We start from the raw sequence: 24805 nt of genomic DNA on the forward strand, positions 1-24805 counted from the left end.
ATAAGAGTAATTATGTCTGCATTTCTAAAACCTGCAATCTCACTTTCTAATGCTTTACGTTTTAAAGCGAAATTTATTCTTTTAGCGGGTATGTTTTTTCTACCTGTTTTTCTTGGTTCATGGTGGATAGTTCAAGAGCAAAGTGCTTTGATAACACAACATGAAGAGCAATTAATTGGGCTAACACAAATACAGCAAGCAGTAACACTAGAGCAAGCAATAGCCGATAGTCGCTTTCAACAAGTTAAATCGAGTGTAGTTACCAATAAAATTTCACAATTGAACTTACCTAGAGATATTTCAACTTCTGCATTGTTACAGGCTTGGCAAGGTTTACGAGAAAAAGAAACCTCCCTTCAAACTGAGGGTTACCAAGCAATTTACGAGCAAAGCTTATCGATTCGAGAACGCCTTGCCGCCTTAAGTGGCTTATCCAGAGAAAATGACGCGATAGCCTTTTACTTAGCTGAGGCAAGTAGCCAACGAATTCCCGCCTTATTAGAATATTTAAAACGGACTGAATCAATCAGTGCTCAAATTATTACCAATGGCTTCAATGCAGAAAATTACACTCTTGTTATCGCGCTTGATAAACGTCTTGATGAACTACAAGTACAACTTGACAAAACAACCGTACAGCTAGAGCGTGTTGCTAATGATGAACTGTCTTTATACTTGCCTAAACACGCCGACTTTAATCTACAACTTGATGAATACCAGCAAAAATTACATCAACAGATGATCGACCCAGATAGAATATCGTTAACTCAACAGCAAGCTACACAATTAGCCGAAACAGTTTATCAATTGACTGAAAGTTTGTTAAAAACTAGTGACAATTTGTTATTAACAAGAATTGATACCCTAACGCAGAAGAGTGAGCAAACTCTTTGGATTTTAGCGATAGTATTAATAGTTGTTATTGTGGTGATTGGCTACTTACTCATGGGGATTTATTATTCCTTAATTAATAATGTTAATGCCATCAACCAAGCGGCTGAGTATTTAGGTAGCGGTAACTTTTCTCAGGCGTTAAGGGTTAACGCGTCTGATGAACTTGGTGATATTGCTAAAAATTTCAGTCAAATGCAAAGAAAAATATGCCAATTACTGACCATCTTTAGTGATGACATTAGCAAATTACGCGCTTCGGCAAACAACATTCATCAACTCACCGATCATATGAAGCACAGTATTGCCCAGCAACAGCTAAACACACACTCCGTCGTGCGGTCTATCAATGAAGTTAGTGGCTCGGTACAGGTGATTTGCGACAGTACTGAAGCGACACTGCAATTAACGGAACAAACCAGCGAGCACGTTAATCAAGGTGGTCATATTATTAGTGACACGGCACAAGCCATTAATAATATTTCAGAAGAGGTTAATACGTCTGCAGGCCTTATTGATGAATTGGCAAAATATAGCCATGACATTGGTCAGTTTGTTAACGTCATAAAAGAAATAGCCGATCAAACCAATTTGTTGGCACTTAATGCGGCTATCGAAGCAGCACGTGCTGGAGAGCAGGGACGTGGTTTTGCTGTTGTTGCTGATGAGGTGAGAACGTTAGCCAGTCGAACTCAAGACTCTACAGCCGAAATTCAACGTATAATTGCCTTGTTACAATCAGGCACCAGTCGGTCTGTTGAAGCAATGCACCAAGGTGTTGCAATGGCTAAACAAGGTGTTGATAAAACAACACTCGTCAAAACCACTTTTACAGAGGTTACGCATAATGTTGAAGACATTGTTGGTGCGACCTTACAAATATCAACCGCCGTTAATCAGCAAGGTGTTATGGTAAAAGAAATGGCAGAAAATACCCAAAGTATTGCCCAAGACGCAGACTTAGTTATGCAATCAGCAAAAGATGCAGCCGGCGCAGGGGAAAATTTATTAACACTGGCTGACCACCTTACACAGCAACTGTCGCAATTTAAACTCGATGACTTATCGAAATAAAGTGACTGTTTGAACAAATAAGGTATTATTGCCCGTTAAACCAATGTGTTCATAAATTAAGTGGATTTCCTGAATGAATAAAGTATTAGCGGGTATTCCTCTTTTAGCTGAAAATATTACGGTGCTATCAAGCGCAAAACAATATGCTACCGCCTTAGTTCGATTAATTGAAAGTGCGCAATCACGTATTTATATAACGGCTTTATATTTACAAGATGATGCGGCTGGTCAGCAAGTGTTACATGCCCTATATCAAGCAAAGCAAACTAACCCTCATTTAGATATTAAAGTGTTTGTTGATTTTCATCGCGCGCAAAGGGGTCTAATTGGTGATAAATCAGGGCAAGGTAATCGCGATTTTTATCTTGAAGTAGCCTCACAATACAGTGAAAGTATTGCCGTGTACGGTGTGCCGGTTAAACGTAAAGAATTAATGGGCGTTTGGCACTTTAAAGGCATGATTTTTGATAATACTTTACTTTATACGGGGGCGAGTATTAATGATATCTATTTGCACCAAGCTGAAAAATATCGTTTAGACCGTTATTACCAAATTCAATCACCGGCGTTGTGTGAAAGTTTTTGTCAATTCCTTCAACAAACCTTTGTTAAGAGTGAATTCTCGCCGCAATTAAATGTGGCAACTTTACCTAATAAATTACAAATAAAAAATACAATATCTAAGCTAAAAGCGCTATTAAAAACGGTACGTTTTAACTTCTATGCCCAAAAACCTGAATCTTTAGCAGGTGAATTATCTGTTGTGCCGCTGATTGGTTTTGGCCGGAGAAAAAATCAACTTAATCAACAGATCCGCGAAACGATTCGTTTATCAAAGAAAAATTTACTGATTTTTACCCCTTATTTTAATTTACCGAAGCCGGTTATGCGAGATTTACGTTCAGCGCTAAAGCGTGGCGTTGAAGTGACTATTATTATTGGCGATAAAAAAGCCAATGATTTTTTTATTGCGGATGAAGATAAATTTTCAACAATAGGTATTATTCCTTATATTTATGAAACCTTATTAAAGGCATTTTTAAAAAGACAACAAAAATACATTGATAACAAGCTGCTGAAAGTGCGTTTATGGAAGCACGAAAGTAATAGTTTTCATTTAAAAGGCATAGTTGCTGACGAACGCTGGCATATTTTGACTGGTAATAATCTTAATCCACGGGCTTGGGGCTTAGATCTAGAAAATGGTTTATTAATTGACGATGCCAAGCAAAACTTATTACCTACGCTCACTGATGAACTGGCAGTTATTAATCAACATACGACATTAATTAGCAGTTACTTGCAACTCGAGTCACAAGATCAGTACCCAGAAAAACCTAAAAAACTGTTAAAAAAATTAAGAATGGCTCAAATAGACCGATTACTGAAACTATTTTTATAAGCAAATAGATAATAGCCGTTCACTTCAGCATGTCATAGGCATGATGAAGTGAAACGGGTATGTTTTTGTTAAGGTTGTGGGGTGTAAATTTTATCTGCGGGGTTAAATAGCATCCATGACGTTAACACATACTTATCTGATGACACCGGTACATTGCCTCTGTGGGTATGAGTAAAGCCACAAGGAGCAATAACCATAGTGCCAGCTTTTGGCTTAACACTTCTTTCTTGATAGAAAAAATCAGTTTCACCACCTTCTTCGACATCATTTAAATATATAAGAAAAAGCAAATTTCTGTGCAAGGCATTATTATCACCAAGCTGTGGAAATATTTCAGAATGCCAATAATTATAATTGCCTTTACCCTGTAAATATTTTTGGGCATTAATCGGGGCGAGCCTAAATAAATACTGTATTAAATTGACTAAATTAGGTCTACCTACCTCTTCAAAGTTATCAGCGGTTAGTTGTACGGGCTGCTTTGTCACAGGGTGCTGTACGGTTAAAGAAATACTGCTGATCAAGCTAAAGTAGTATTTGCTGACATACTCAGTGATATGAGTAATACAGGCTTGTAAAATGGTTTCCAGTGCCGGCTGAAATTCAGCATGCTGATTTAAATAAATATCCTGGCTAATTTTTTTACTAGTATCTACGCCGCCACCGGTACGTCCTTGGTTTTTATGCGGACTCCTTTCAAAATCATGAATGAATCTTTTACAAAACTCTGGAGAAAGGGCGTTAGGGTATAGTTCTATAAAGTCAGTCATAGTTTGATAAGCTTCAATAAATATTGATAATGAAAATACCATAGCAATAGCTTATATTCTATTAACTTCGCTTGTACACTTCAACACAATGAAAAAGTATGTAAAATAAGCTCACTTAAAATCTGTGGAAAATATTTATGTTCAGTGAAAAATTAATGCCAAGATTTAGCGATACCGATGCGCTAGGCCATATAAATAATACCTTGTTACCTGTGTGGTTTGAAGGAGCGAGAGATCCGGTCTTTCGGTTTTTTATGCCTACATTAGATACAAAAAATTGGCAGTTAATTCTGGCTAAAATTGATGTGGAATTCCATGCTCAACTTTACTATGGTGAAGAAATTGAAATCCGCACCTATATAGGTCGTATAGGTGGGTCATCGTTTACTGTTTACCAAGAAGCGTGGCAAAAAAATAAAAAGTGCGCGTCAGGAACTGCCGTTATGGTTCACTTTTGTTTTGAAAATCAATCGTCTTTAAAAATACCTGAGCAGATAAAAATAGAAATGAAGGCTCATCTTTTTCCAGAAGAATAATGTCGGTTTAAAATAATCAAAAAATAAACTTAAAAATGCACTGAAACTCAAAGAAATTTTTTACTCACAGTGATAGAATAATTGCCACTTTTTAAAATTGCATCGATAAATTATTTTATGTTTGTCGATAACGTAAATCAGTAAATAAAATATTTACGCACAAAGATAGGATTTTTTTCATGGCCGGTGTTAATAAAGTAATCATTTTAGGTAATTTAGGTAAAGACCCAGAAGTACGTTTTATGCCTAACGGTGGCGGCGTTGCTAATCTTACTATTGCAACTTCTGAAACCTGGAAAGATAAGCAAACTGGCGAGCAGAAAGAAAAAACAGAATGGCATCGTGTTGTTATGTTTGGAAAATTAGCTGAGATTGCTGGCGAATACCTTAAAAAAGGTTCGAAAGTATATATCGAAGGTTCATTACAAACGCGTAAGTGGGCAAACCAACAGGGCCAAGATCAGTACACCACTGAAATCGTTGTACAAGGCTTTAATGGCTCTATGCAAATGCTCGACTCACGTGGTCAAGGTTCTGGCGGTCAGTCAGCTGGCGGTTTCTCTGGTCAAGCTTCACAGCAGCAAGGTGGCTTTTCTGGGCAATCATCACAGCAGGCTCCGCAACAAGCACCACAGCAACAAGGTGGTTACTCTCAGCAAGCGCCACAACAAAGTCAACAACCTGCTTATGCACCAGCACAGCAACAAGGTGGCTTCAATGCACCACAGCAGCAAGGCGGTTATTCACAACAAGCACCACAGCAGCAAGGTGGTTTTGCAAATCAAGGACAACAAAAGCAATCAGCTCCTAAAGTTAACCCTCAAGAGCCAACGATTGATTTTGATGATGATATCCCGTTCTAACGAACAATCAGTCTTAAAGTGCCAATTTAGTCACTAGAACTCAATCAAACCCAACGTAACTGTTGGGTTTTTTGTCTTTAGTCTAAAATTTTTATTATTGTTGTAGAAGCTAAATAAAGATCGAAACAAATGTTGCAGTAAGCTTTATCTATTAAAAAAAACACTCTAAATAAAGTTGGAACCTGTCTTCAACTGCCATAATTGAACCTTAATAATTATTCGAAAAACATCATGAAATAACTGTGTTAACGTCTTCTGCGAGCGCTTAGTTGACATAACGAGTTGAAAAACTTAATGTCTTCTTAGAGCGAACAGCAGACAAAAAAACATTTCAATTGGAAGTAAAAATGATAGCGTTAGGTGACAGCGCAAGTTCGACTATTCAGATATCCCCTACATCAAAAATATCAATTGATGATTGGTTTCAAGCCGACATAGAAATAAAAGTAAATTGTTTTTCTGGAAAGATAAATGCTTTCTTTGAATCAGGTGATTTAACACGGTTCTACCACGACGTTATAAAGCTTAATAAAACACTAAAAGGTAAAGCCGAACTCTTGCCAAGAGAAGACCAATTCAAGCTATCCCTTATTGCAGATAATTTGGGGCATATTATTGTTAAAGGTCATGCTTACGAGCAAGCCTGTTATGGTAATTGTTTGAATTTCGAGTTCGAAATAGACCAGAGTTATTTATCAGAATTAATCGATTCTCTTGAAATCCACGTAAGAATTTGACGTTAATTAACTGAAAAGGTTAATGTCTGTATAGAGCGATAATCGGTCGTTGATTTCTGTTTTTAATTAATGAAAATTACAAGCCTGTCACCTCATAAAAAATCATAAAAAGTATAAATAGAAACTTACTATGTCATCAAAACTACGAGCATTAATTAAACAGCTTGATAAAGACCCTAGAAATTTAGATCTTATCAATGAAGTAGCTATGGGGTATTACCAAACCCCCGATATGATAACCAATGACGAAGATCTAAAGTTATTTAGGAAAGCTTACTTAATTGAAAAAACAGTAAAAACGACTAATAACCTAGCTTGGCTGCTTTATATCGAATATGGCAACACAGACCAAGCCATAACAATAATTGAAGAGTGTATTGCTATAAATCCCAATTCATACTTTCCTTACAACTTACTTGGATATATTTTGTTAGATGAAGAAAGGTTTGATGAGGCACTTTATTATCTATCGATCGCAGAAAATAAGTCTGAAGCAAGAGATGTTGTCAATAATATAGGTGTTGCATACTTTAAGCTTGGTAACTATGAACAAGCCCATAAGTATTTTAAGAAAGGCTCACTTCTACAAGATGTTGAAAATAGATCTTTATACAATTTGGCGGTTACGGCACTTGCGCTTCAAAATATTGAGGAGACAGAAGAACTGCTAGTGTCCCTCAAGGGCAACCTACAAAACGAATTTATAGATCCTGTTTGTAATTATGAAATCGCCTCTATTTATGTAGCTTTAAATCAATATGAAGAAGCAAGTAACTTAACAATCGAATTAGGTCTTAATGGCATAGACTTAGCTGATTGGCCTGAGTTAGCTTATTCACTGTTTAGATCTCACCAGACACTATTTGATAAAACAATTTCTGAATTAATTGCTGAAAGAGAAGAGTGGATCGTAGAGCTAGAATCTGAACATGAGGATTGGGAGGATTATTCTTCTTCTGAGAAGCTAGAAAGAATTGAAGAATTTCGTACAGAGATATTGATTAGGCGAAACTTAAAGTCTAGTTTTGAGAAAATAAAACCAGAGACCAAATTGGAAACTATAAACGAATATTGTGGTTGTTTGTTATTCGATTGCAAACAACACAACAATCCTTTAAACGATCTCTAAGTGAATAATAATTAGTTGTCGAACGGCTGTTAATGGCAAAATGAGTAAATCAAAAGGAGGGAGGTTTGTTAGAGTTCATGCCTATTGAAAATTGGATAATAATGTTGGCCGTGATATTAATCTCGCTTTATCCAACGATCTTTAAAGGGAAAGTAGAAGTTGGAAAACTAAAGCCGAGAAAGCTCTTAGCCTTATTTGGAGTTCTGACTGCTGGCTTTGCTCTCCTCATTCTGTATGGTTATTTTACAGGACGCTTTGATGGTGAAGAAAGTGCTGCTTGGCTAATCATATTAGAAATCTGCTTAGTTGGAGGAGCTATTGCTCTTTTCGGAGAAGGGTATTTGGTCAAAGGTAAGTATAATGACCAATACATCGAGTTCTATACACCTTGGTCTGGTCTCAAAAAAGAAAAATGGAGCAACTTAACCAAAGTAAATCACCGTGTATTAAATGCTTACTACGCACTGCGTTTTGATAATGGAACAACGATAAGAGTGAGTGATACCTTAGTAGGTGCTCCAGAATTAGTAGAGCACATAGATGCTCTAGGAATTAACATTGATTAAAATGAAATTTAGTCCGCTTTTGGCACTGACTTTACCTTAACTTACTGAAAAAGGTAAGTTCTATATAGAGCGAACAGCGGTCAGTCAATACATGTTGAATAGCAATAACAAAAAGGAATTTATATGATTCGGTTTATCATCACTTTACTGGTAATCCTTTCTCCGTACACACAGGCAAATGACGATTACCTAAAAGTCCTCAATCAATTCAAATCTGTTTGCTTAGAAAAACCCTACTCATCATGCACAAACATGCTAAAAGGAACAATTGAAGCGCAACAGTTATTAGCTAATACTTTGAAATTAATGGCTCTTAACAAAGAGTTTTCAACTTTGTATGTTTCCACATACGGTGAAGAAGCCTTTATTGAGTTCAACGATGCTTTTAAGTTCAACGCCTCTTCTATAGATTTAAGTGATTATAATTTAAAATCAACAAGTAACACGCAATTTACTTTAAAGGATGCTGAAGGGAATGCACTGAAATTTGAAAATACGAAACAAGGGTGGAGACTAAATGTTGATAAGTCCTTATCAGGTGTAGCAGTTAAAGAAGCCAAACAATTCATTGAATATTCTATTGGTGCACACTTATCATTAATTTCTAAAATAGAAACATCTCTTCCTGTAGAAGCTGTTTTCAAGTTAGGTGGTAGGTATTTTACTGTTGCTACATACGATTATTTTGACGAAAAAACTAAAATAAAATTAGATGAAGTTTTTGCATCGAAGAATATCGATGCCGCAAAACTAAGACAAGATATGCTTTACTTTTATCACCAACAAAACCAGTAAGCATTAGGCCGCTTTTGGCACTAAGCAGTCTTTAAAAGGCTGCTTTTTAGTTTCAGTATTTGGTCTTCTTTGTGGCAATAGCGGCGATGACCAAAATTAATTTACTGGGATTTTGTTAATCAGTTTTAACTAATTTGAATCTTCTTAGTCTGTTAAAACATAGCTGATTAGATGGAAAATTTTCATTACTTTGTTAGAAAGTTACCCAAAACTTTAGCTTATATGGCGCGCTGTTCAATGAGCTATCTAGAAAAACAGAGGGATATGCTCCGTTATCAGTAATGTCTAATGGGCATGTTTATGAGCTAAACGCTTTAAGTTATTGATGGCTTTTGACGATGTTGTGTATGCCAATACAATTTCTCGTGTGAGTTGTAAGCCGACTATTGGCCTAAAGACCACGTCACTGCGTTTAATAATTTCACTGTGTGCGGGTAAGAATGCGCAGCCTAAACCAGCATGTACCAAGCCAAGTGCATAATCTATGGTAGTGATTTTTGCTCGTACGTCGAGACTAATACCGGCGATCGCTAAAGTGTCTTGTAGATGATCCCAAGCACTGCAAGGCATTCGCTGAATAAAAGGTAAGCCATCTAACTGTTGAATTGTGACGGTATCTTCGAGGGCAAATATATGATCATAAGGAACGGCAAGTAAATAATCTTCATGCCACATGTCTATATACTGCTCATTTTCCTGTAATTCATCTTTTAGAATAATACGTGCATCAACATTTTCAGTATGTGGCACTAAAGTCAGTTCGACAGAAGGGTTTGCTGAGGTGAATTCTTTTAATAATAAGCTCATACGTTCAACACCTAAGCCGCGGGTAACGCCTAAGTTAAAAGGTTGCTTATGGGTTTTTTCTGAAAAAACGTTTTTTATTGCACCTGCTTGCCCTAACAGCTGTTTGGCCAATGGAAATAGTTTTTTACCTTGCTCTGAAGGCGTTACACCACGTGCATGGCGAATAAAAAGTTTCACTTTCAGTTGTTGTTCAAGTTGTGCTATTGCTGCAGATATTGAAGGCTGGGCAATAAAACACGCTTTTGCAGCAGCGCTAAAACTTTTTAACTCATAGACTGAAATAAAATAATTGAGTGATTTTAAATCCATAATAAACTTAGCCAACCTAGGTATAGCTTTAAACTATATCAGTTAAAGGAAAATAATGTTTTAACTTTGGCTAGTATTTGCTTATTATTTTTGCACTTAATTATTTCTCAGCTTAACAGGTAATTTCATGTCTCATTCAAGCAGTGCAAACCGTCCCTCATTTAAATGGCAAGATCCACTTTTATTGGAATCTTTATTGTCTGAAGAGGAGCGAATGATCCGTGACAGTGCGCATCAATATTGCCAAGAAAAACTAATGCCAAGAATATTAATGGCTAACCGAAATGAAGTGTTTGATGTTGAAATTATGCGCGAACTAGGTGCACTGGGCTTATTAGGCGCTACATTACCTGAAAAATATGGCTGTGCAGGCGTGAATTATGTTACTTACGGCTTAGTTGCACGAGAAGTTGAGCGTGTAGATAGTGGTTATCGAAGTGCGATGAGCGTGCAATCATCTTTAGTTATGCATCCAATCTATGCTTATGGTAGTGAAGAGCAACGGATGAAATATTTACCTAAACTAGCGTCTGGTGAATACATTGGTTGTTTTGGTTTAACTGAGCCTAATTCAGGCTCAGATCCAGGTAGCTTAACTACACATGCTACTGCGGTTGATGGCGGTTATCGCATTACGGGTAATAAAATGTGGATCACAAACTCTCCCGTGGCAGATATTTTTGTGGTTTGGGCCAAACTTGATGGAGTGATTCGTGGTTTTGTTTTAGAAAAAGGCATGGAAGGTTTAAGTGCACCAAAAATTGAAGGTAAATTTTCATTACGAGCATCCATTACCGGTGAAATCGTTATGGATAACGTTTTTGTACCTAGCGATAATATTTTACCAAATGTTAAAGGTTTATCAGGCCCATTTGGTTGTTTGAACAAAGCACGCTATGGCATTGCTTGGGGCGCTTTAGGCGCTGCAGAATTTTGTTGGCATGGTGCTCGTCAATACACACTAGACCGTGAACAATTTGGTCGTCCTTTGGCGGCAACACAGTTAATTCAGAAAAAATTAGCCGATATGCAAACCGATATCACCACGGGATTATTAGCTTGCTTACAAGTGGGTCGTTTAATGGATTCGGATCAATTAGCACCAGAAGCTATATCGCTGATTAAACGTAATTCATGTGGTAAAGCATTAGAAATTGCTCGCATGGCTCGTGATATGCACGGTGGTAACGGTATTGCTGATGAGTTTCATATTATTCGTCATATGATGAACCTTGAAGCGGTTAATACTTATGAGGGTACACATGATGTGCATGCCCTGATACTAGGTAGAGCACAAACTGGTTTACAAGCATTTTACTAAAACACTGAATAAGGCGTATTTGATACGCCTTTTATTTACGCTTTTTTTGATGCTTTATGTAGCCCTATAGCATTAGTTTTAAACCACAATAATAATAATTCCCCGTGGAGATATCATGTCTGATCGTAATCAGCTGGTGAAAGAAAACTTTATTAACTTTGTACGCGCCCAAACTTTGCCTGAATCAACTTGTGCTTTAACTCCTAGTGATGTTGGATTAAGTTCAGCTGAAGTTATTGATCTATTTGAAACCCAAGTAATGAGTCGCCACCTTGATTTGCAATCACGTGTGATGCAGAAAAAAGGTCAAAGTTTTTATACTATTGGTAGCTCAGGTCATGAGGGTAATGCTGCTTATGCTAAGGCATTTCGTCCGACAGATATGGCATTTTTGCATTATCGCAGCGGTGCGTTTGTTATTCAGCGAAGTAAGCAAGTACCAGGACAAACGATTTTATATGACATGCTATTGTCATTTGCGGCATCAAAAGATGACCCTATCTCTGGCGGTCGTCATAAAGTGCTTGGTAGTAAAGCGCTCTCTATTCCACCACAAACAAGTACCATAGCGTCGCATTTGCCTAAAGCGATGGGCGCTGCATATAGCATTCCGTTAGCAAAACGTTTAGCGCATAAAGGTGAGATCCCAGACGATGGCGTCATTATTTGTAACTTTGGCGATGCTTCATCGAATCACTCCACTACACAAGGGGCAATTAACAGCACAGCTTGGGCGGCTTATCAGTCTATACCTATGCCAATTGTTTTTGTCTGTGAAGATAATGGTATTGGTATTTCAACGGCTACACCAGAAGGCTGGATCGCCGCTAATTATGAAAATAGAGCCGGCTTAACTTACCTCTATTGTGATGGCTTAAATATTTTAGATACCTATAAAACCGCAAAAGAAGCAGAGCGAATTGCTCGAGAATTGCGTAAACCCGTGTTTTTACATATCCGCACTGTGCGTATTTTGGGGCATGCGGGCTCTGATGCTGAGTTTGTTTACCGTGATATGGCTGACATTACTGCAACAGAGTTTCAAGATCCTTTATTACACACCGCGCGCATTATCTTAGAAAACAATATTTTAACGACTGAAGAGCTAATCGATATTTATCAAGACGTTGAAAAGCGCATTGAGGTTATTGCTGAAAATGCCGCTAGCAAGGAAAAACTGACCAGTGCTGATGCCGTAATGGCAAGCATTATACCTAACGTTACTAAAGCACGAAGCTCGGTGTTAGTTAGCGATAAAACTCGCGCAGAAATTTTTAAACATGAGAAACATAACCTACCTAAAAAACAGCATTTAGCAAAATTGATTAACTGGGCATTGATGGACTTGATGGCTGAATATCCCAGTATTGTTATGTGCGGTGAAGATATTGGCAAAAAAGGCGGCGTTTATAACGTTACGGCAAAGTTATGTGAACGTTTTGGCAAAAGCCGGGTGATTAATACCTTGTTAGATGAGCAAACGATTTTAGGTACCGCTATTGGTTTGGCGCACAACGGTTTTTTACCTATCCCTGAAATTCAATTTTTAGCTTATGTGCACAACGCTGAAGATCAAATTCGTGGCGAAGCGGCGACATTACCGTTTTTCTCAAATGGGCAATTTACTAATCCCATGGTGATCCGCATTGCGGGTTTGGCCTACCAAAAAGGTTTTGGTGGTCATTTTCATAATGATAACTCTTTTGCCGTTTTTCGCGATATTCCAGGATTAATCATCGCTTGTCCGTCAAATGGTGCCGATGCAGTTGAAATGATGCGCGCTAGTGTGCGTTTAGCGCAAGAGCAACAACGTATGGTGATATTTTTAGAGCCAATAGCGTTGTACATGGCGAAAGACCTACACCAAGAAGGTGATGGTTTATGGACCTTTGAATATCAGCCTCCTGAATTGGCAGACAGCAGTATCGATTTAGGCGTTAAGGTTGCTGGCTCAGGTAAAAAACTGTGTATTTTAACGTATGGCAATGGCAATTACTTATCGCGCCAAGCACAAGCAAAATTAGCAGCGCAGGGAATTGATGCACGTGTTGTTGATTTACGTTGGTTAGCACCATTAGATGAAAAAGGTATTTTGGCGCAAGTGAATGATTGTGAGCATGTGCTTATTGTTGATGAATGTCGTCAAACGGGCTCAATTAGTGAAGCGCTAGTGACTTTAATTCATGAGAAAACAAGTGAATGTCCTAAAATAAAACGCGTTACCGCCAGTGATAGCTTTATTCCTCTAGGCGCTGCAGCCTATGAGGTATTACCATCGGTTAAGAATATTGTCGATGCTGCGAAGGAGATTTGCCAATGAGTTCGTCAATAAAAAATACCGATAAAGCACCAGTAAAAGCCATGAATAAGAAAAAGCAAAGAGCGGTAGTTATTTGCCCTGGCCGAGGTACCTACAATAAAGAAGAACTAGGATATTTACAGCGTTTGCATAGCGATAAAACCGAAATAGTTTCTCTAATTGATGATTTTCGCGACAGCCAAGGGCAAATGAAAGTTTCTGAACTTGATGGTATGGAAAATTACAGTATGCGTACCCATACTGCTGGTGAAAATGCTTCGGCACTTATTTATGCTTGTGCGTTATCAGATTATCAAGCCATTAATAAAGACGAGTTTGACATTGTCGCGGTTACTGGCAACTCCATGGGGTGGTATATAGCATTAGCGGTTGCTGGCGCATTAAAGCCCAAACAAGCTATTAAGCTAATTAATACCATGGGCTCGATGATGACAAAAGGTGTGATTGGCGGACAAATGATATATCCAATCATTAACGATGAGTGGAATATTGAGCGAGAGCAAGAACACAAGGTTATGCAATGGTTAGCACAAGCAAATCAACAAAGTGAATGTGAAGTTTATGTCTCGATTACTTTAGGTGGTTATATAGTATTTGGTGGTAACAAGGCCGGTTTGAAAGCGTTAGAAGCGTTACTACCTGTGGTGCAAGACCGTTATCCAATGAATTTATTTAACCATGCGGCTTTTCATACGCCGCTGCTAAGTGATGTTTCAAAGCGGGCGGTGGAACTATTGCCAGCACAACTGTTTAATGCCCCTGAAATACCGTTAATTGATGGCTTAGGGCAAGTGTGGCAACCTTATAGTTGCGATGTTGAGCAATTACATAACTACACGCTTAATACACAAGTGGTAGAACCTTATAACTTTTCAAAAGCGATCGAGGTAGCCATTAAAGAGTTTGCGCCCGATAAGCTTATTATTCTGGGCCCAGGTGCTACCTTAGGTGGCGCAGTAGCGCAGAGTTTGATCAGCCATCATTGGCTTAATTTACAAAGCAAAGCTAATTTTATATCGCAGCAAAAGGAAAACCCTTTTATACTCGCCATGGGATTAGCAGATCAACGTAAAAAGGTCGTATGATAAGTTTAAAATAACAACTAAACATTTTTGTATAAAATCAACTCAAGTTTCGGGATTCAAATACAATAAAACAATGATAATAAGACGATGATTTTAAATAAGTGATGTCTCAATGTGGTAAATACTTGTTAACTAGACAACGTAAAAAGCCAAAAGAGACATCGAATGAATTCTGCCACAAACATCTTAAACTTATCATCACTAACGGCTGATCTATTTGAACAAGCAAACCTTAAGTTTAACAATACTTTCAATTCAAGATGGAAGAGCACTGGCTTTAATATAATGTGACGTCAAGTTAAGTTTTGTTAGCGCTCAGGCAAACCTGCTGGTAACGTTGTTTATCTGTTGATGCTTTGACAAAAAGTAGATTCTGTTGGTATGTTTTCATTAGATGCTTTATAAAGTTTTCTGCAACAAAAAAGACGCCTTATCTGATCTATTCAAACGCGAACTGTCTGTTTCTTATTATGATTATATTTAATATTACAGTCAGGAAAGTCGGCATTGTTGATGTTAACTCCTGTTTATTCTTTAGGGCAACTACTAGCCATTAGCTGACGTTAGCTTTTGTTAGACCATGACCATATTTAGGTAATTTAAACCGAAATTAGTTACTCACATGTGAGGCAAGTTTAAGCTGAATGACAAATTAATGATCACTTTGCCCATATCGACTTCCACTAACAAAGGATAAAACTCCGTTAGTATGGATATGTTAAGTTTTAGTACCTTCTTTTATTCGAGATCTATTAGTATCAACGAATATCGTTTATTAATTAAAATCAACAGCTTGAACTTGTAGTCATACCAACGGATGACATATCAAGCCAAAGGATTACAAGTCAGTTGCTAGCTGGTGTTAAAATGTTGAATACACTGGGCTGTGGTGGTGCTTAGGTGTTGAAATACAACAATTACCACCAGAAGATTTTAATCAATTACACTCTATAAATACTTATTTTAACTGGTTTGTATTGATAATTTTGATGATTTACACCTAGTTTTTGTATGAGTTTAATCACCTAATACACTGTTCACAGTTAAACCGGCATAATTTTATGCTTGCTTTAATTATGCAATGTATTCAACTGAGCTATATGTGTCAGGTTATTTTACAGTTAAGGTATAGTTACTAGGCAATGTCTTTCTATTATATTGAAATAGTTAAATATTGTTAATATGGCGTGTTTTGTGCTTATGTAAAAAGACATAAGTGATGAAGTACCACTTTTAGAATTTACCTTTCAAAATTTTTTTGAAGGGATTAAAAGGAATAGAAATGAATATCAAATATTTAAAAGGCGCATTTGCTAGTTTAATATTGTGTATAAGTAGCCTGGCTAATGCTGGCTTAATTTCATACGAGTTAGAGGATATAGCTACATTTTCAAATTATAGGGATTATAATGTAGCACAAACATTCACTGGTAATGGCTTCGTAGGAATGTATGGTAATTCTTTTGCACATCTGTTTAGACTTGAAAATGATCAAAATCAAGCTCAAAACAACATCCAAATAGATATTTCTGGATTGCTAGGTAATTCTATAAATTCAGCTTATTTGAGTTTTAGACTAATGACTTCTGTCGATGGCCCCACAAACTTTAACATTGATGGTTATAACTCGGATGGTCGGTTGAGGCATCTACAAGGTTTCAATGATTCACAGTATGGACGTTCGTCTTATGTAACTGATGGTACCACTGCTATCCAATCTTTTGATATAACTTCTATATTAAATACAGCCCTATCTTCTAATGAGACGTGGTTAGGATTAAATGTATACAGAACCTCAGGGGATAGCCAATGGACATATACTCCAACCACAGGTGACGCCCGTGATTCAGCAATGTTGAGATTGAATGTTGACTATAATACAACAGAAGTTCCAGAGCCATCTACACTTGCTATTTTTGCATTAGGAATGATTGGGTTAGCATCACGTCGATTTAAGAAACAATCATAATTCTACTGATTCATAATCGAAATTAATTATCGACGACGGTATGCCTGAATAAACCCATGTAACCCAATGTTGTCGATAATCATCAAGAAGCATCTTCCAGTTTGGTAGATGCTTTTTTTGCTCATAAAGCTGTGTTATTCGACGTATGTGATTTTGTAATGTTCGTATTGAAACTGTAATCTTATCTTTGCCAAATTGGTAACCTAAGAAATCAAATCCATTTTTTATTCTTCCAATCGTGGTTTTATCAGGATGTTGTTTTAACTTTAGTTTTTCAAAGTGTTGATTCACTGTTTTTATGGCTTTACGTAACTTCCACCGTGTTGGTGATAATACGATAATGTCATCCATGTAACGTCGATATAATACGGGTTTATCTTCCATTTCTTTATCTAATTCATACAGGTAAAAACTCGATATCAAAGGGCTTAATGGACAACCCGATGATATACCTTGTTTTATATCTTTAAATAAACCACCAGATTCAACACTTCGTTTTAAGTATTGTGATAATAAGTTCATCACCATTTTATCTTTAATGTAAACCGATAACTTATCTAACAATATCTCATGATTAATTGATTCATAATACGATTTAACATCGGTTCGAAATACAAAAGTATTATTCGGTATTTCATCTTGTATTGAAGTTACCGTTTGTTTGCTACCACCATGCCCTTTTAAGTGTGTACACAGCTTAGATGAAGGTAAATAACGCTGTAACACCAGTGATAACAACTTCAACACCACACTATCGATTGAAGTCCATAAATGAATAACTTCACCTGAAGGTTTAGTTACCTTTTGTAAAGGTTGAAAATTGAATTTATTTAATATTAATTCATCAATAAGTTGTGGTTTAATTTTATTCCAATGAAAACGTACACCCCAAACATCACTGTTATCTGGAAAGTGTTTGCGTTGTTTACATAACCAACTAAACGATTCATTCAATTGGTCAGTATTTACCAGTTCATTTATCATCATCTATAATAATAATAAATCTCATTTTTATAACGGTAAATCACTACCATAGGATTAAGTATCCTTTGCTATGCCATGTGAATAAACACTTCTGACTATCGTCACTAAATAATTAGCACTACTTGAGTATGTTTTTTCTTTTTAACCCCCAAAATAATTCCTGTCGAGTTTCTGCTATGGTGGCTTTGTTCTCATTCAGATTTAATGACTCAATGACAGAAGTCATCATCAAAAGACTTATATTTTTATCTATGGCGGAACTTCCGCTTTCGTATCTTTGTTAACATTAAGGCAGTGATCATCAGAGAGTTCTTCAGCTAGCCATAAGCAGACGGTCAGGGGTGTCATCAAATTTCAGCGAGATGAGGTTATACGAATGAATGAGACTTGACTGACTTTGATTTGACTCTATTGAAATTGAGAATTCCTCCTTAAGTTATGTGTTTTCGGTATTTTTATCCAAGTAAAGTGTCAGAATTCTTTACTCTTTCTCATATTAAATAAATGTAACTTCAACTAACGTATTGTATTTTAGTTATAATTATATAACGGTATAAATAGTGCACTAATACACATAATAGACAGCGGTCTCTTCCTATTTTCTAATTCTAAGCGCTTCCCGTGTTGAGTTTTTTTGATCTGAAGTCCTTACCTCAGGAATAAATTGTCCTCTTATGGGCATGTCAATTAACGTGATATGGAAATACCAAATGAAATTTAAATTTTTAAAATCAAGCTTGACTGGATCGCTTTTGGCTGCCACTTGTTTAGTTAATGTTGCAAATGCAGGGTTGATTTTTACTAATACATCAAACATCACATTAAGTGCTAGTCAGGTTGAATCAGGTGGGGATACTACAGCAAATCAGGATGTCGCAGGCGGTTTAGGTGGCACGCTTTTGGCTTATACGGCTACGGCACCAAACGGCACTTGCTGTGGAACAAACTATACTCTTTCTAATTTAAATGACGGTGATATTGGCACCGGTATTACAAGCGATGGCAGGTATGCGTTACCTTATAATGGCGATCTTCGCTTGGCATTCGGTGCAGACTCTATATTAGATGGAATCGCTATTTATAATGGTTACGGCAATCGTGACAATGGTACTTATACGCTTCTTGACGATACGGGGGCAACCCTTGGTGCTTGGAATGTCAACGCGACTGGCGGAGGTGGAAATAATGGCGTTGATTCATTCTGGCTATCATTTAACACGCCAGTCACTAGCTCTTACCTTACGCTAAGAGCAACAAACATTGAGAACAACACGGCAAGTTACCGTGAGATACAGGTATTTTCGAGCTCAGTGGCTGTGTCTGAACCTTCTACCCTTGCTATTTTTGCATTGGGCGTAATGGGGTTAGTATCACGTCGATTTAAGAAACAAGCTTAATCTAGTTTTTTAATATTTGATTCTAGAAAACATTAATTGTTATGATTGGTGTTTTTTTGTATCTGATAATAGTAAAAATATTCGACACCTATTGATTCTTTAACAATGATTTTTATTAAAATCACCACCATAGGATTAAGTATCCTTTGTTATGCCATGAGAATAAACACTTCTGACTATCGTCACTAAATAATTAGCACTACTTGAGTATGTTTTCTCTTTTTAACCCCCAAAATAATTCCTGTTGGGTTTCTGCTATGGTGGCTTTGTTCTCATTCAGATTTAATGACTCAATGACAGAAGTCATCATCAAAAGACTTATATTTTTATCTATGGCGGAACTTCCGCTATCGTATCAAAGAGATCGTTACGAAGGATGATTTTTATTCGTAAATTTAGACCGCTTTGTGGCAGATACTGCGCTTAAACTTAATAATTCCAGTTTCCGATTGTATTTAACGGTTTCCATCTTTATTCCATTTCTACAATTGCCCTCGATCTATGAAGATAATAAATAAGTAAAGAGATGAGTTATAAAATGGTTGGTTTTATTATAAATAGATAAAAATATATGCTCGATTGTTAAAGTAAATCAAAGTTTTATTATGATAATAATTTACACTTTAATGACTTTTAACTATCGGGTTCATGAACACAATGTTTTCTACACTATCATTGGCAGTAAAGATTAATGCTGCATTAGTACTTATCGCAATAGCGTTCTTAAGTACCACAGTCATATTCTTTTATTATGATGAAAAAGAGCTCAGTGAAAATTTTGTTGAACGTAACCTAGAAAGTTTAGCTCTTAATTATTTTGACTCTGTGAATACTATGATGTTAACCGGGACAATAGTAAATCGTCAGTTAATACAAAATAAAATACAGAGCCAAGATGAAATTGTTGAGGCACGTATTATTCGAGCGCCTGCTTTAACGGCTATTTTTGGTGACGGTTTTGCTGATCAAAAAGCGGTCGGTAATTTTGAACAACAAGGTATAAACGGCACTAAAGCGTTTGATGTTTTTGAACGTGACGGTAAGCGAATGATGAGTTTTATTTCGCCTATTCGTGCCAGTTCAGATTACCGTGGCACTAACTGTTTAACCTGTCATCAAGTCAAAGAAAATGAAATATTAGGCGCGGTAAAGGTGACCTATGATCTGACTAAAGTTGACCAGCAAATTATGAGTTCTATAACTCAAGCAGCGATCCTACAGTTAGTTATCACTGTTGTTAGCTTTTGGTTATTAAGTTTAACCATAAAAAAATTGATTTTTAGTCGCCTCAAACGACTTAGAAAAACCATTAACGATGTAGAACATAATTTAGATTTGAACAAAGAAATCAAAGTACATCATGATGATGAATTAGGTGCAGTTAGTGTGGCATTGAATAGCATGATGCAAAAATTTAGAACAAGTTTTTTATCCATCTCATCAACAACAGACAAATTAATTGATTCAGCAAAAAGTGTTGATGAAATATCGAATTTAATGCGTGCGGCTGTGCTTGAACAAAAGAACGGCACCGACTCTGTAGCCGCTGCAATTAATGAACTAGATACATCTGCGAGTGAAGTACATCGTAATACTCAAACCGCCGCTGAGAATTCACTGTCGGTAAGAGAAAAAGCAACGCAAGGCTTGGAATTAGTTGAAAATGCTAAAGATGGCATTGGTTTATTGCGTGATAAGGTAATTGATAATACCTCTATGATAGCTGCATTAAGCGATAAAACTCATGAAGTAGGAGGTGTTTTAGACGTAATAACCAGTATTGCCGAACAAACCAATTTATTGGCATTGAATGCCGCTATTGAAGCAGCAAGAGCCGGAGAGCAAGGGCGAGGCTTTGCAGTGGTTGCCGATGAAGTGCGCTCATTAGCCACGCGTACCAGAGAGTCTATTGACCAAATCCAGTTAACGATTAGGGGATTACAAGTCGATGCCAGTAATGCGGTTAACTCTATGAATGATGTTAGTCAGCAGGCAAATGAAAAGGCAGAAGATGTAACGAATGTAGCCAGTTTATTAGTGGAAATAACGTCGCAAATAACAGAGCTTGATGATTTAAACACACAAATTGCTAGTGCAGCACAGCAACAAAATTTAGCGGCTGACGAAATTAATGTCAATGTTGTCAATATTAGTGACGTTGCAGAAAAATCAAGTAAAGATGCGATACGTGGTAAAGAGATAAGTGAACAGTTACTCGAGTTAGCTTACGAGCTTAATCAGCAATTATCACAATTTAAAATGTAATATTTAGCCGTTATATTTAACAAAAAATGGCGGTGTTTAATTATGATCAACGTGTTGTTTTATTATACGGTTATTGATCATTGAGGAGAGTTCTACGATGTCAGCACATAAAAATGGCGAAAATTGCACAAGCAAAGAAAAACTACAGAGTTAACACAAACTAAAAAAGGTTTTTTACAAAAATTGGCTAAGGTTACTGGCATTATTTGTTTTATGCTTGCCGTGGTTTTTGGCGGAGTTTTAACGTTTTCAGAGAACAATGATGAGGTGTTTCGAGCGACGATAGGGGCAACAACATTCTTCTTTTTTATGGTCTCACTTGTATTATCGACGATTGCAAATACTAACTTACCCAATTTGAAGGTTGGCGATTAACCTCTTGAAATAAATATTTATTATCGAATAAAAAGCCTCTTTAAAAAAGAGGCTTTTTATTTTCTGTAATGGGGCGCCTTAGTGATTAATAATAGGCGTCAGTATTATTATGTGCTTGAGGGTCTTCTATAATTTCTTCGAAGTCCACTTCAAAGCTATTGTTTTCTTCTGTATTTGCCATATAAATAGTGCGCGTTGAACCGTCAATCCAGGTGACTGTACCACTACCTTTTTTACTACCGCATTTCATACCAATATGAATATCATGAAATTCCATTGAACCTCCTCGCCTAAATTGCTGTGTTGACATTGATAAATAAACCCTACGTTACTTAGATTTACAATAGATTATTTAGTTCAATTAATCTGCTAAATGAGTATGTTTACTTAAACAGGTAATATTTTATTATAAAGATAAAGTTACTTAGGTCTAGAGTGAATTAGGCAAAAAACTCACAGCCAAGTACTGTTGACTTTCTAGCCCCTGTTACTGCTGGGATATTTCCATAGATTTTTTTGTCATAAGCGAATGCGAGCCAAGCAAATGCCATTGCTTCAAGTGCGTTATTATTCAGCTTTAGTGAATGTATCTTATGAACATTAAAGTTTTTAAGCTCTTGCTTTATAAGCTTATAACAAAAATTATTATCGATTCCTCCTCCGCATAAATATACATCTGCTGAATTTGATGTTTTTTTAATGTCGGCGGCTATAGAACAAGCAGTTAAGGCGGTGAGGGTTGCTTGTACGTCGACAGCGCTTATTTGTAATGGGGTGAGAAAGGGCGCTAACCATTGCAAGGTAAAATATTCACGGCCAGTACTTTTGGGTGCTGATAACAAAAAGTAGTCATCAGTTAATAACTGTATTAATAGTGTTTGGTTAATCGTTCCAGAGCTTCCCCAGTCGCCATTATTGTCAAATCTCTTTCCTGAGTGTTCAAAGCACCATGCATCTAAAAGAGCGTTCCCTGGGCCGGTATCAAAGCCTAATACAGTTTTTGACGAGTTTTTTTTAGGCAAAAAAGTGATATTAGCTATGCCACCTATATTCACTAAAAAGGTTTCTTTTTCAGTGGCAGGTAATAAAAATTGGTGAAATGCAGGGACTAAAGGAGCACCTTGTCCACCTAAGGCAATATCTTTTGTTCTAAAGTCACCAATAACTCTAATGCCGGTTAATACCGCTAACGTTTGATTGCAGCCTATTTGTAAAGTAAAAGGCGCTTCAATAGCAGAGCTTTGAGTTGGGCGATGTCGAATGGTTTGACCGTGATTACCAATAGCAATAATATCAGCAGCTACTAAGTTTTCTTTGTCTAATAGTGTACTTATTGCCTCACTAAATTGATGGGCAAGAGTAATATCAAGTGAAAAGGCTCTGTCTATTTCGTTATGATTGGGTAGATAAAGCTCAGTGATTTTTTGTCGAGTGACATTGTCATATGCTTGATAATAACTAGCAACTAGTTCGGCACTTCCACTAGTAAAGTCAACAAGGGCTAAGTCAATGCCATCGGCACTAGTGCCAGACATTAACCCAATATAAAACGTAGCTTTTGTCATTTATACTCGCTAATTATTATTGGGCTAAAGAGGGTTAATGCGTCTGCATCGCCAACAAAGCTTGTCTAGAGCCTGAAAGTTCCATTAAGCGTTGGCTTGATAATACAGAAAACTCAGCAGCATATTTCTTATTAATGGGTTTAGCATCAGGTAACTTTACCGTTCTTGGATTACGGTGTACGCCATTAAGTAAAAATTCATAATGTAAATGTGATGCTTCTGACATGCCAGTTGAGCCGACATAACCAATAACGTCACCTTGCTTTACCCGTTGCCCTTTTTTAACATTTCGTTTTGAAAAGTGTAAATATTTAGTCTCAATGCCATTACCATGCTGAATAAATACGTAATTACCATTATATTTGTTATAGGTTGAATGGGTCACTTTCCCATTACCTGCAGCTACAACAGGTGTACCTTTATTTGCACGGTAATCAGTACCACGATGAGCTTTCCAGCGCTTTTGAATAGGATGAAAGCGCTTTGGTTTGAAATTTGAACTAATATACCTAAAGTTTACCGGCGCACGTAAAAAAGCTTTGCGCATACTTCTGCCATCAGGAGAATAATATTCGCCGTCTGTAAAGCGAATGGCTTGAAAAGGATCATCTTTATTAATAAATTCAGCGGCAAGAATCTTACCTGTACCTATATGATCGCCATCGACATATCGATTTTCAAAAACAACATGAAAACTATCCCCTTCACGAATATCTAAGGCAAAATCGATATCCCAACCAAAAATATTAGCAAGGTTAATTATTTGTGCATCGTTTAAACCTGATTCAATACCAGCATTCCAAAAATTACTTTTTATAACACCGTGGGCAATAGTTTCTCGAATTTCTACCGTTTTGGTTTCTTTACTTGATTGGTAACTGCCATCATCAATTAGTTTTACATATAAGGTTTCTGTTTTTGATAAAGGGTAGGTCAGTACTGCTAGCTCTCCTGCTGCGTTTTGGCCTATATGAAAGACATCACCAACATTAATTTTTTTCAATAATTTACTGTAGTCACCTTTTGCTGAGCTCACGTCGTATGTTGTTCTCGCGCTATAGCCAAGGCGTTTAAATACTTTGGCAAGAGAGTCACCACTGCGTACTTTTGCTTTTTTCCAGGTTAGTATCTCTTCTTCACTGTTAATAGGTGCCGTTATATTTTCTTTATTTATTGATGATTCGATATTGCTAGCAGGCGTGGCTAAGGAGATATCTTCAACTTCAACTTCAGGTAAAGCTAATGCGTAACGTTTACCTATTTCTAGTGACGTATCTGTCAATTGACGACTGGCTGTTGCCTTTTCCGAAGGAATAAGGAGTAACAACAACACAATTATGCTGAATGAGCTAATAATTACCCTATGCGGTTTTGGTAACTGTAAATAGAATTTTTTTATGTTTTTCAACAGACTACAACCTAATTTCATGTGTCTTAATACGATAGCTATCGTTTACTATATCAAAAAATAGCCTTGAGTAAAATTTAATTACCGTAAAGGTGAGTGATCTCGGGGACTCAGCGGCACTTCTTCCTTGAAAAACAAGCTGCAATAATTAAAAAATAGAACAATTGCCCTAAATATTAACTTAAGGCTTTTCACCCAAGGCATTATTGCAGTAGAATCGAGCAATAAATTATGATT

At 36.8% G+C, this 24805-nt stretch carries 21 protein-coding genes; 15 read left to right on the forward strand and 6 right to left on the reverse strand.

From position 1 onward, the window contains the following. Positions 1-12: 12 nt before the first annotated feature. Positions 13-1965: a methyl-accepting chemotaxis protein gene (locus H4J57_RS16225; RefSeq protein ID WP_182243610.1), complete on the forward strand. Its 1953-nt coding sequence runs from the start codon at positions 13-15 to the stop codon at positions 1963-1965. A 73-nt stretch (positions 1966-2038) separates the two neighbouring features. After that, positions 2039-3367 carry a CDP-diacylglycerol--serine O-phosphatidyltransferase gene (gene pssA / locus H4J57_RS16230; protein ID WP_182217949.1) on the forward strand — a complete coding sequence of 443 codons (1329 nt, stop codon included), beginning with the start codon at positions 2039-2041 and terminating at the stop codon, positions 3365-3367. Positions 3368-3435: 68 nt separating this feature from the next. Here the strand turns inward: pssA and H4J57_RS16235 are convergent, their stop codons facing one another. After that, positions 3436-4137: a 2OG-Fe(II) oxygenase gene (locus H4J57_RS16235; RefSeq protein ID WP_182217963.1), complete on the reverse strand. Its 702-nt coding sequence runs from the start codon at positions 4135-4137 to the stop codon at positions 3436-3438. Positions 4138-4274: 137 nt separating this feature from the next. Between H4J57_RS16235 and H4J57_RS16240 the strand changes: the two genes are divergently transcribed. The 6 genes from H4J57_RS16240 (at position 4275) to H4J57_RS16265 (ending at position 8763) form a co-directional block, all read left to right on the forward strand. Next, positions 4275-4673 carry a thioesterase family protein gene (locus H4J57_RS16240; protein WP_182217951.1) on the forward strand — a complete coding sequence of 133 codons (399 nt, stop codon included), beginning with the start codon at positions 4275-4277 and terminating at the stop codon, positions 4671-4673. A 179-nt stretch (positions 4674-4852) separates the two neighbouring features. After that, positions 4853-5536, forward strand: a complete 684-nt coding sequence (gene ssb / locus H4J57_RS16245; protein WP_070375599.1) for a single-stranded DNA-binding protein — start codon at positions 4853-4855, stop codon at positions 5534-5536. Between the two features lie 347 nt (positions 5537-5883). Beyond that, positions 5884-6273 (forward strand): hypothetical protein, encoded by a 390-nt coding sequence (locus tag H4J57_RS16250; RefSeq protein WP_182243611.1) that lies wholly within the window; start codon positions 5884-5886, stop codon positions 6271-6273. Between the two features lie 130 nt (positions 6274-6403). Beyond that, positions 6404-7402 carry a tetratricopeptide repeat protein gene (locus H4J57_RS16255; RefSeq protein WP_182243612.1) on the forward strand — a complete coding sequence of 333 codons (999 nt, stop codon included), beginning with the start codon at positions 6404-6406 and terminating at the stop codon, positions 7400-7402. A gap of 65 nt (positions 7403-7467) precedes the next feature. After that, on the forward strand, positions 7468-7968 hold the full coding sequence (locus tag H4J57_RS16260; RefSeq protein ID WP_182243613.1) for a hypothetical protein: 501 nt from the start codon (positions 7468-7470) through the stop codon (positions 7966-7968). 123 nt (positions 7969-8091) lie between these two features. After that, positions 8092-8763 carry a hypothetical protein gene (locus H4J57_RS16265; protein ID WP_182243614.1) on the forward strand — a complete coding sequence of 224 codons (672 nt, stop codon included), beginning with the start codon at positions 8092-8094 and terminating at the stop codon, positions 8761-8763. Positions 8764-9048: 285 nt separating this feature from the next. On the opposite strand, the gene H4J57_RS16270 is transcribed toward H4J57_RS16265, so the two are convergent. Beyond that, positions 9049-9879 carry a LysR family transcriptional regulator gene (locus H4J57_RS16270; RefSeq protein WP_182222984.1) on the reverse strand — a complete coding sequence of 277 codons (831 nt, stop codon included), beginning with the start codon at positions 9877-9879 and terminating at the stop codon, positions 9049-9051. A gap of 127 nt (positions 9880-10006) precedes the next feature. Here H4J57_RS16270 and H4J57_RS16275 point away from each other — a divergent pair, with 127 nt between their 5' ends. The 4 genes from H4J57_RS16275 to H4J57_RS20155 all read left to right on the forward strand — a co-directional run bounded on the left by H4J57_RS16275 (position 10007) and on the right by H4J57_RS20155 (position 16574). Next, positions 10007-11200: an acyl-CoA dehydrogenase gene (locus H4J57_RS16275; RefSeq protein WP_182218685.1), complete on the forward strand. Its 1194-nt coding sequence runs from the start codon at positions 10007-10009 to the stop codon at positions 11198-11200. 115 nt (positions 11201-11315) lie between these two features. Beyond that, a complete protein-coding gene (locus H4J57_RS16280) occupies positions 11316-13520 on the forward strand; it encodes an alpha-ketoacid dehydrogenase subunit alpha/beta (protein ID WP_182243615.1) in 2205 nt (734 codons plus the stop codon). Further along, a complete protein-coding gene (locus tag H4J57_RS16285; RefSeq protein ID WP_182243616.1) occupies positions 13517-14605 on the forward strand; it encodes an ACP S-malonyltransferase in 1089 nt (362 codons plus the stop codon). The genes H4J57_RS16280 and H4J57_RS16285 overlap by 4 nt, the downstream gene beginning before the upstream one ends. Positions 14606-15887: 1282 nt before the next feature. After that, entirely contained in the window at positions 15888-16574 is a 687-nt protein-coding gene (locus tag H4J57_RS20155) for a PEP-CTERM sorting domain-containing protein (protein WP_259366878.1), read from the forward strand. On the opposite strand, the gene H4J57_RS16295 is transcribed toward H4J57_RS20155, so the two are convergent. Then, complete coding sequence (locus H4J57_RS16295; RefSeq protein WP_259366879.1) at positions 16569-17561, reverse strand: reverse transcriptase/maturase family protein; 993 nt, start codon at positions 17559-17561, stop codon at positions 16569-16571. The genes H4J57_RS20155 and H4J57_RS16295 overlap by 6 nt on opposite strands. 707 nt (positions 17562-18268) lie before the next feature. Here H4J57_RS16295 and H4J57_RS20160 point away from each other — a divergent pair. From H4J57_RS20160 to H4J57_RS16310, 3 genes are all read left to right on the forward strand, one after another. Next, positions 18269-18955, forward strand: coding sequence for a PEP-CTERM sorting domain-containing protein (locus H4J57_RS20160; RefSeq protein ID WP_259366880.1), 687 nt, complete (start codon positions 18269-18271; stop codon positions 18953-18955). A gap of 657 nt (positions 18956-19612) precedes the next feature. Further along, the gene (locus tag H4J57_RS16305) at positions 19613-21220 is read left to right on the forward strand and encodes a methyl-accepting chemotaxis protein (protein WP_182243617.1); all 1608 of its coding nucleotides are present in this window, start codon (positions 19613-19615) and stop codon (positions 21218-21220) included. A gap of 123 nt (positions 21221-21343) precedes the next feature. Beyond that, positions 21344-21595, forward strand: coding sequence for a hypothetical protein (locus H4J57_RS16310; RefSeq protein WP_182243618.1), 252 nt, complete (start codon positions 21344-21346; stop codon positions 21593-21595). A gap of 85 nt (positions 21596-21680) precedes the next feature. Here H4J57_RS16310 and H4J57_RS16315 read toward each other — a convergent pair whose 3' ends face one another. From H4J57_RS16315 to H4J57_RS16325, 3 genes are all read right to left on the reverse strand, one after another. Next, the gene (locus H4J57_RS16315; protein WP_070375607.1) at positions 21681-21872 is read right to left on the reverse strand and encodes a hypothetical protein; all 192 of its coding nucleotides are present in this window, start codon (positions 21870-21872) and stop codon (positions 21681-21683) included. A 163-nt stretch (positions 21873-22035) separates the two neighbouring features. After that, the gene (locus tag H4J57_RS16320; RefSeq protein WP_182243619.1) at positions 22036-23160 is read right to left on the reverse strand and encodes an anhydro-N-acetylmuramic acid kinase; all 1125 of its coding nucleotides are present in this window, start codon (positions 23158-23160) and stop codon (positions 22036-22038) included. A gap of 34 nt (positions 23161-23194) precedes the next feature. After that, complete coding sequence (locus H4J57_RS16325) at positions 23195-24589, reverse strand: OapA family protein (protein ID WP_182243620.1); 1395 nt, start codon at positions 24587-24589, stop codon at positions 23195-23197. Positions 24590-24805: the final 216 nt, after the last annotated feature.

This window comes from Colwellia sp. BRX8-7 (assembly GCF_014077275.1).
In the GTDB taxonomy this organism is placed as follows: Bacteria; Pseudomonadota; Gammaproteobacteria; order Enterobacterales; family Alteromonadaceae; genus Colwellia_A.

Bases quoted from the DNA above. Each gene is read 5' to 3' on its own strand.
- H4J57_RS16325 (WP_182243620.1), bottom strand. From the start codon at position 24,589: ATGAAATTAGGTTGTAGTCTGTTGAAAAACATAAAAAAATTCTATTTA.
- H4J57_RS16280 (WP_182243615.1), top strand. From the start codon at position 11,316: ATGTCTGATCGTAATCAGCTGGTGAAAGAAAACTTTATTAACTTTGTA.
- H4J57_RS16270 (WP_182222984.1), bottom strand. From the start codon at position 9,879: ATGGATTTAAAATCACTCAATTATTTTATTTCAGTCTATGAGTTAAAA.
- H4J57_RS16255 (WP_182243612.1), top strand. From the start codon at position 6,404: ATGTCATCAAAACTACGAGCATTAATTAAACAGCTTGATAAAGACCCT.
- H4J57_RS16225 (WP_182243610.1), top strand. From the start codon at position 13: ATGTCTGCATTTCTAAAACCTGCAATCTCACTTTCTAATGCTTTACGT.
- ssb (WP_070375599.1), top strand. From the start codon at position 4,853: ATGGCCGGTGTTAATAAAGTAATCATTTTAGGTAATTTAGGTAAAGAC.
- H4J57_RS16235 (WP_182217963.1), bottom strand. From the start codon at position 4,137: ATGACTGACTTTATAGAACTATACCCTAACGCCCTTTCTCCAGAGTTT.
- pssA (WP_182217949.1), top strand. From the start codon at position 2,039: ATGAATAAAGTATTAGCGGGTATTCCTCTTTTAGCTGAAAATATTACG.
- H4J57_RS16285 (WP_182243616.1), top strand. From the start codon at position 13,517: ATGAGTTCGTCAATAAAAAATACCGATAAAGCACCAGTAAAAGCCATG.
- H4J57_RS16315 (WP_070375607.1), bottom strand. From the start codon at position 21,872: ATGGAATTTCATGATATTCATATTGGTATGAAATGCGGTAGTAAAAAA.
- H4J57_RS16240 (WP_182217951.1), top strand. From the start codon at position 4,275: ATGTTCAGTGAAAAATTAATGCCAAGATTTAGCGATACCGATGCGCTA.
- H4J57_RS16295 (WP_259366879.1), bottom strand. From the start codon at position 17,561: ATGATGATAAATGAACTGGTAAATACTGACCAATTGAATGAATCGTTT.
- H4J57_RS16250 (WP_182243611.1), top strand. From the start codon at position 5,884: ATGATAGCGTTAGGTGACAGCGCAAGTTCGACTATTCAGATATCCCCT.
- H4J57_RS20155 (WP_259366878.1), top strand. From the start codon at position 15,888: ATGAATATCAAATATTTAAAAGGCGCATTTGCTAGTTTAATATTGTGT.
- H4J57_RS20160 (WP_259366880.1), top strand. From the start codon at position 18,269: ATGAAATTTAAATTTTTAAAATCAAGCTTGACTGGATCGCTTTTGGCT.
- H4J57_RS16275 (WP_182218685.1), top strand. From the start codon at position 10,007: ATGTCTCATTCAAGCAGTGCAAACCGTCCCTCATTTAAATGGCAAGAT.
- H4J57_RS16320 (WP_182243619.1), bottom strand. From the start codon at position 23,160: ATGACAAAAGCTACGTTTTATATTGGGTTAATGTCTGGCACTAGTGCC.
- H4J57_RS16305 (WP_182243617.1), top strand. From the start codon at position 19,613: ATGTTTTCTACACTATCATTGGCAGTAAAGATTAATGCTGCATTAGTA.
- H4J57_RS16265 (WP_182243614.1), top strand. From the start codon at position 8,092: ATGATTCGGTTTATCATCACTTTACTGGTAATCCTTTCTCCGTACACA.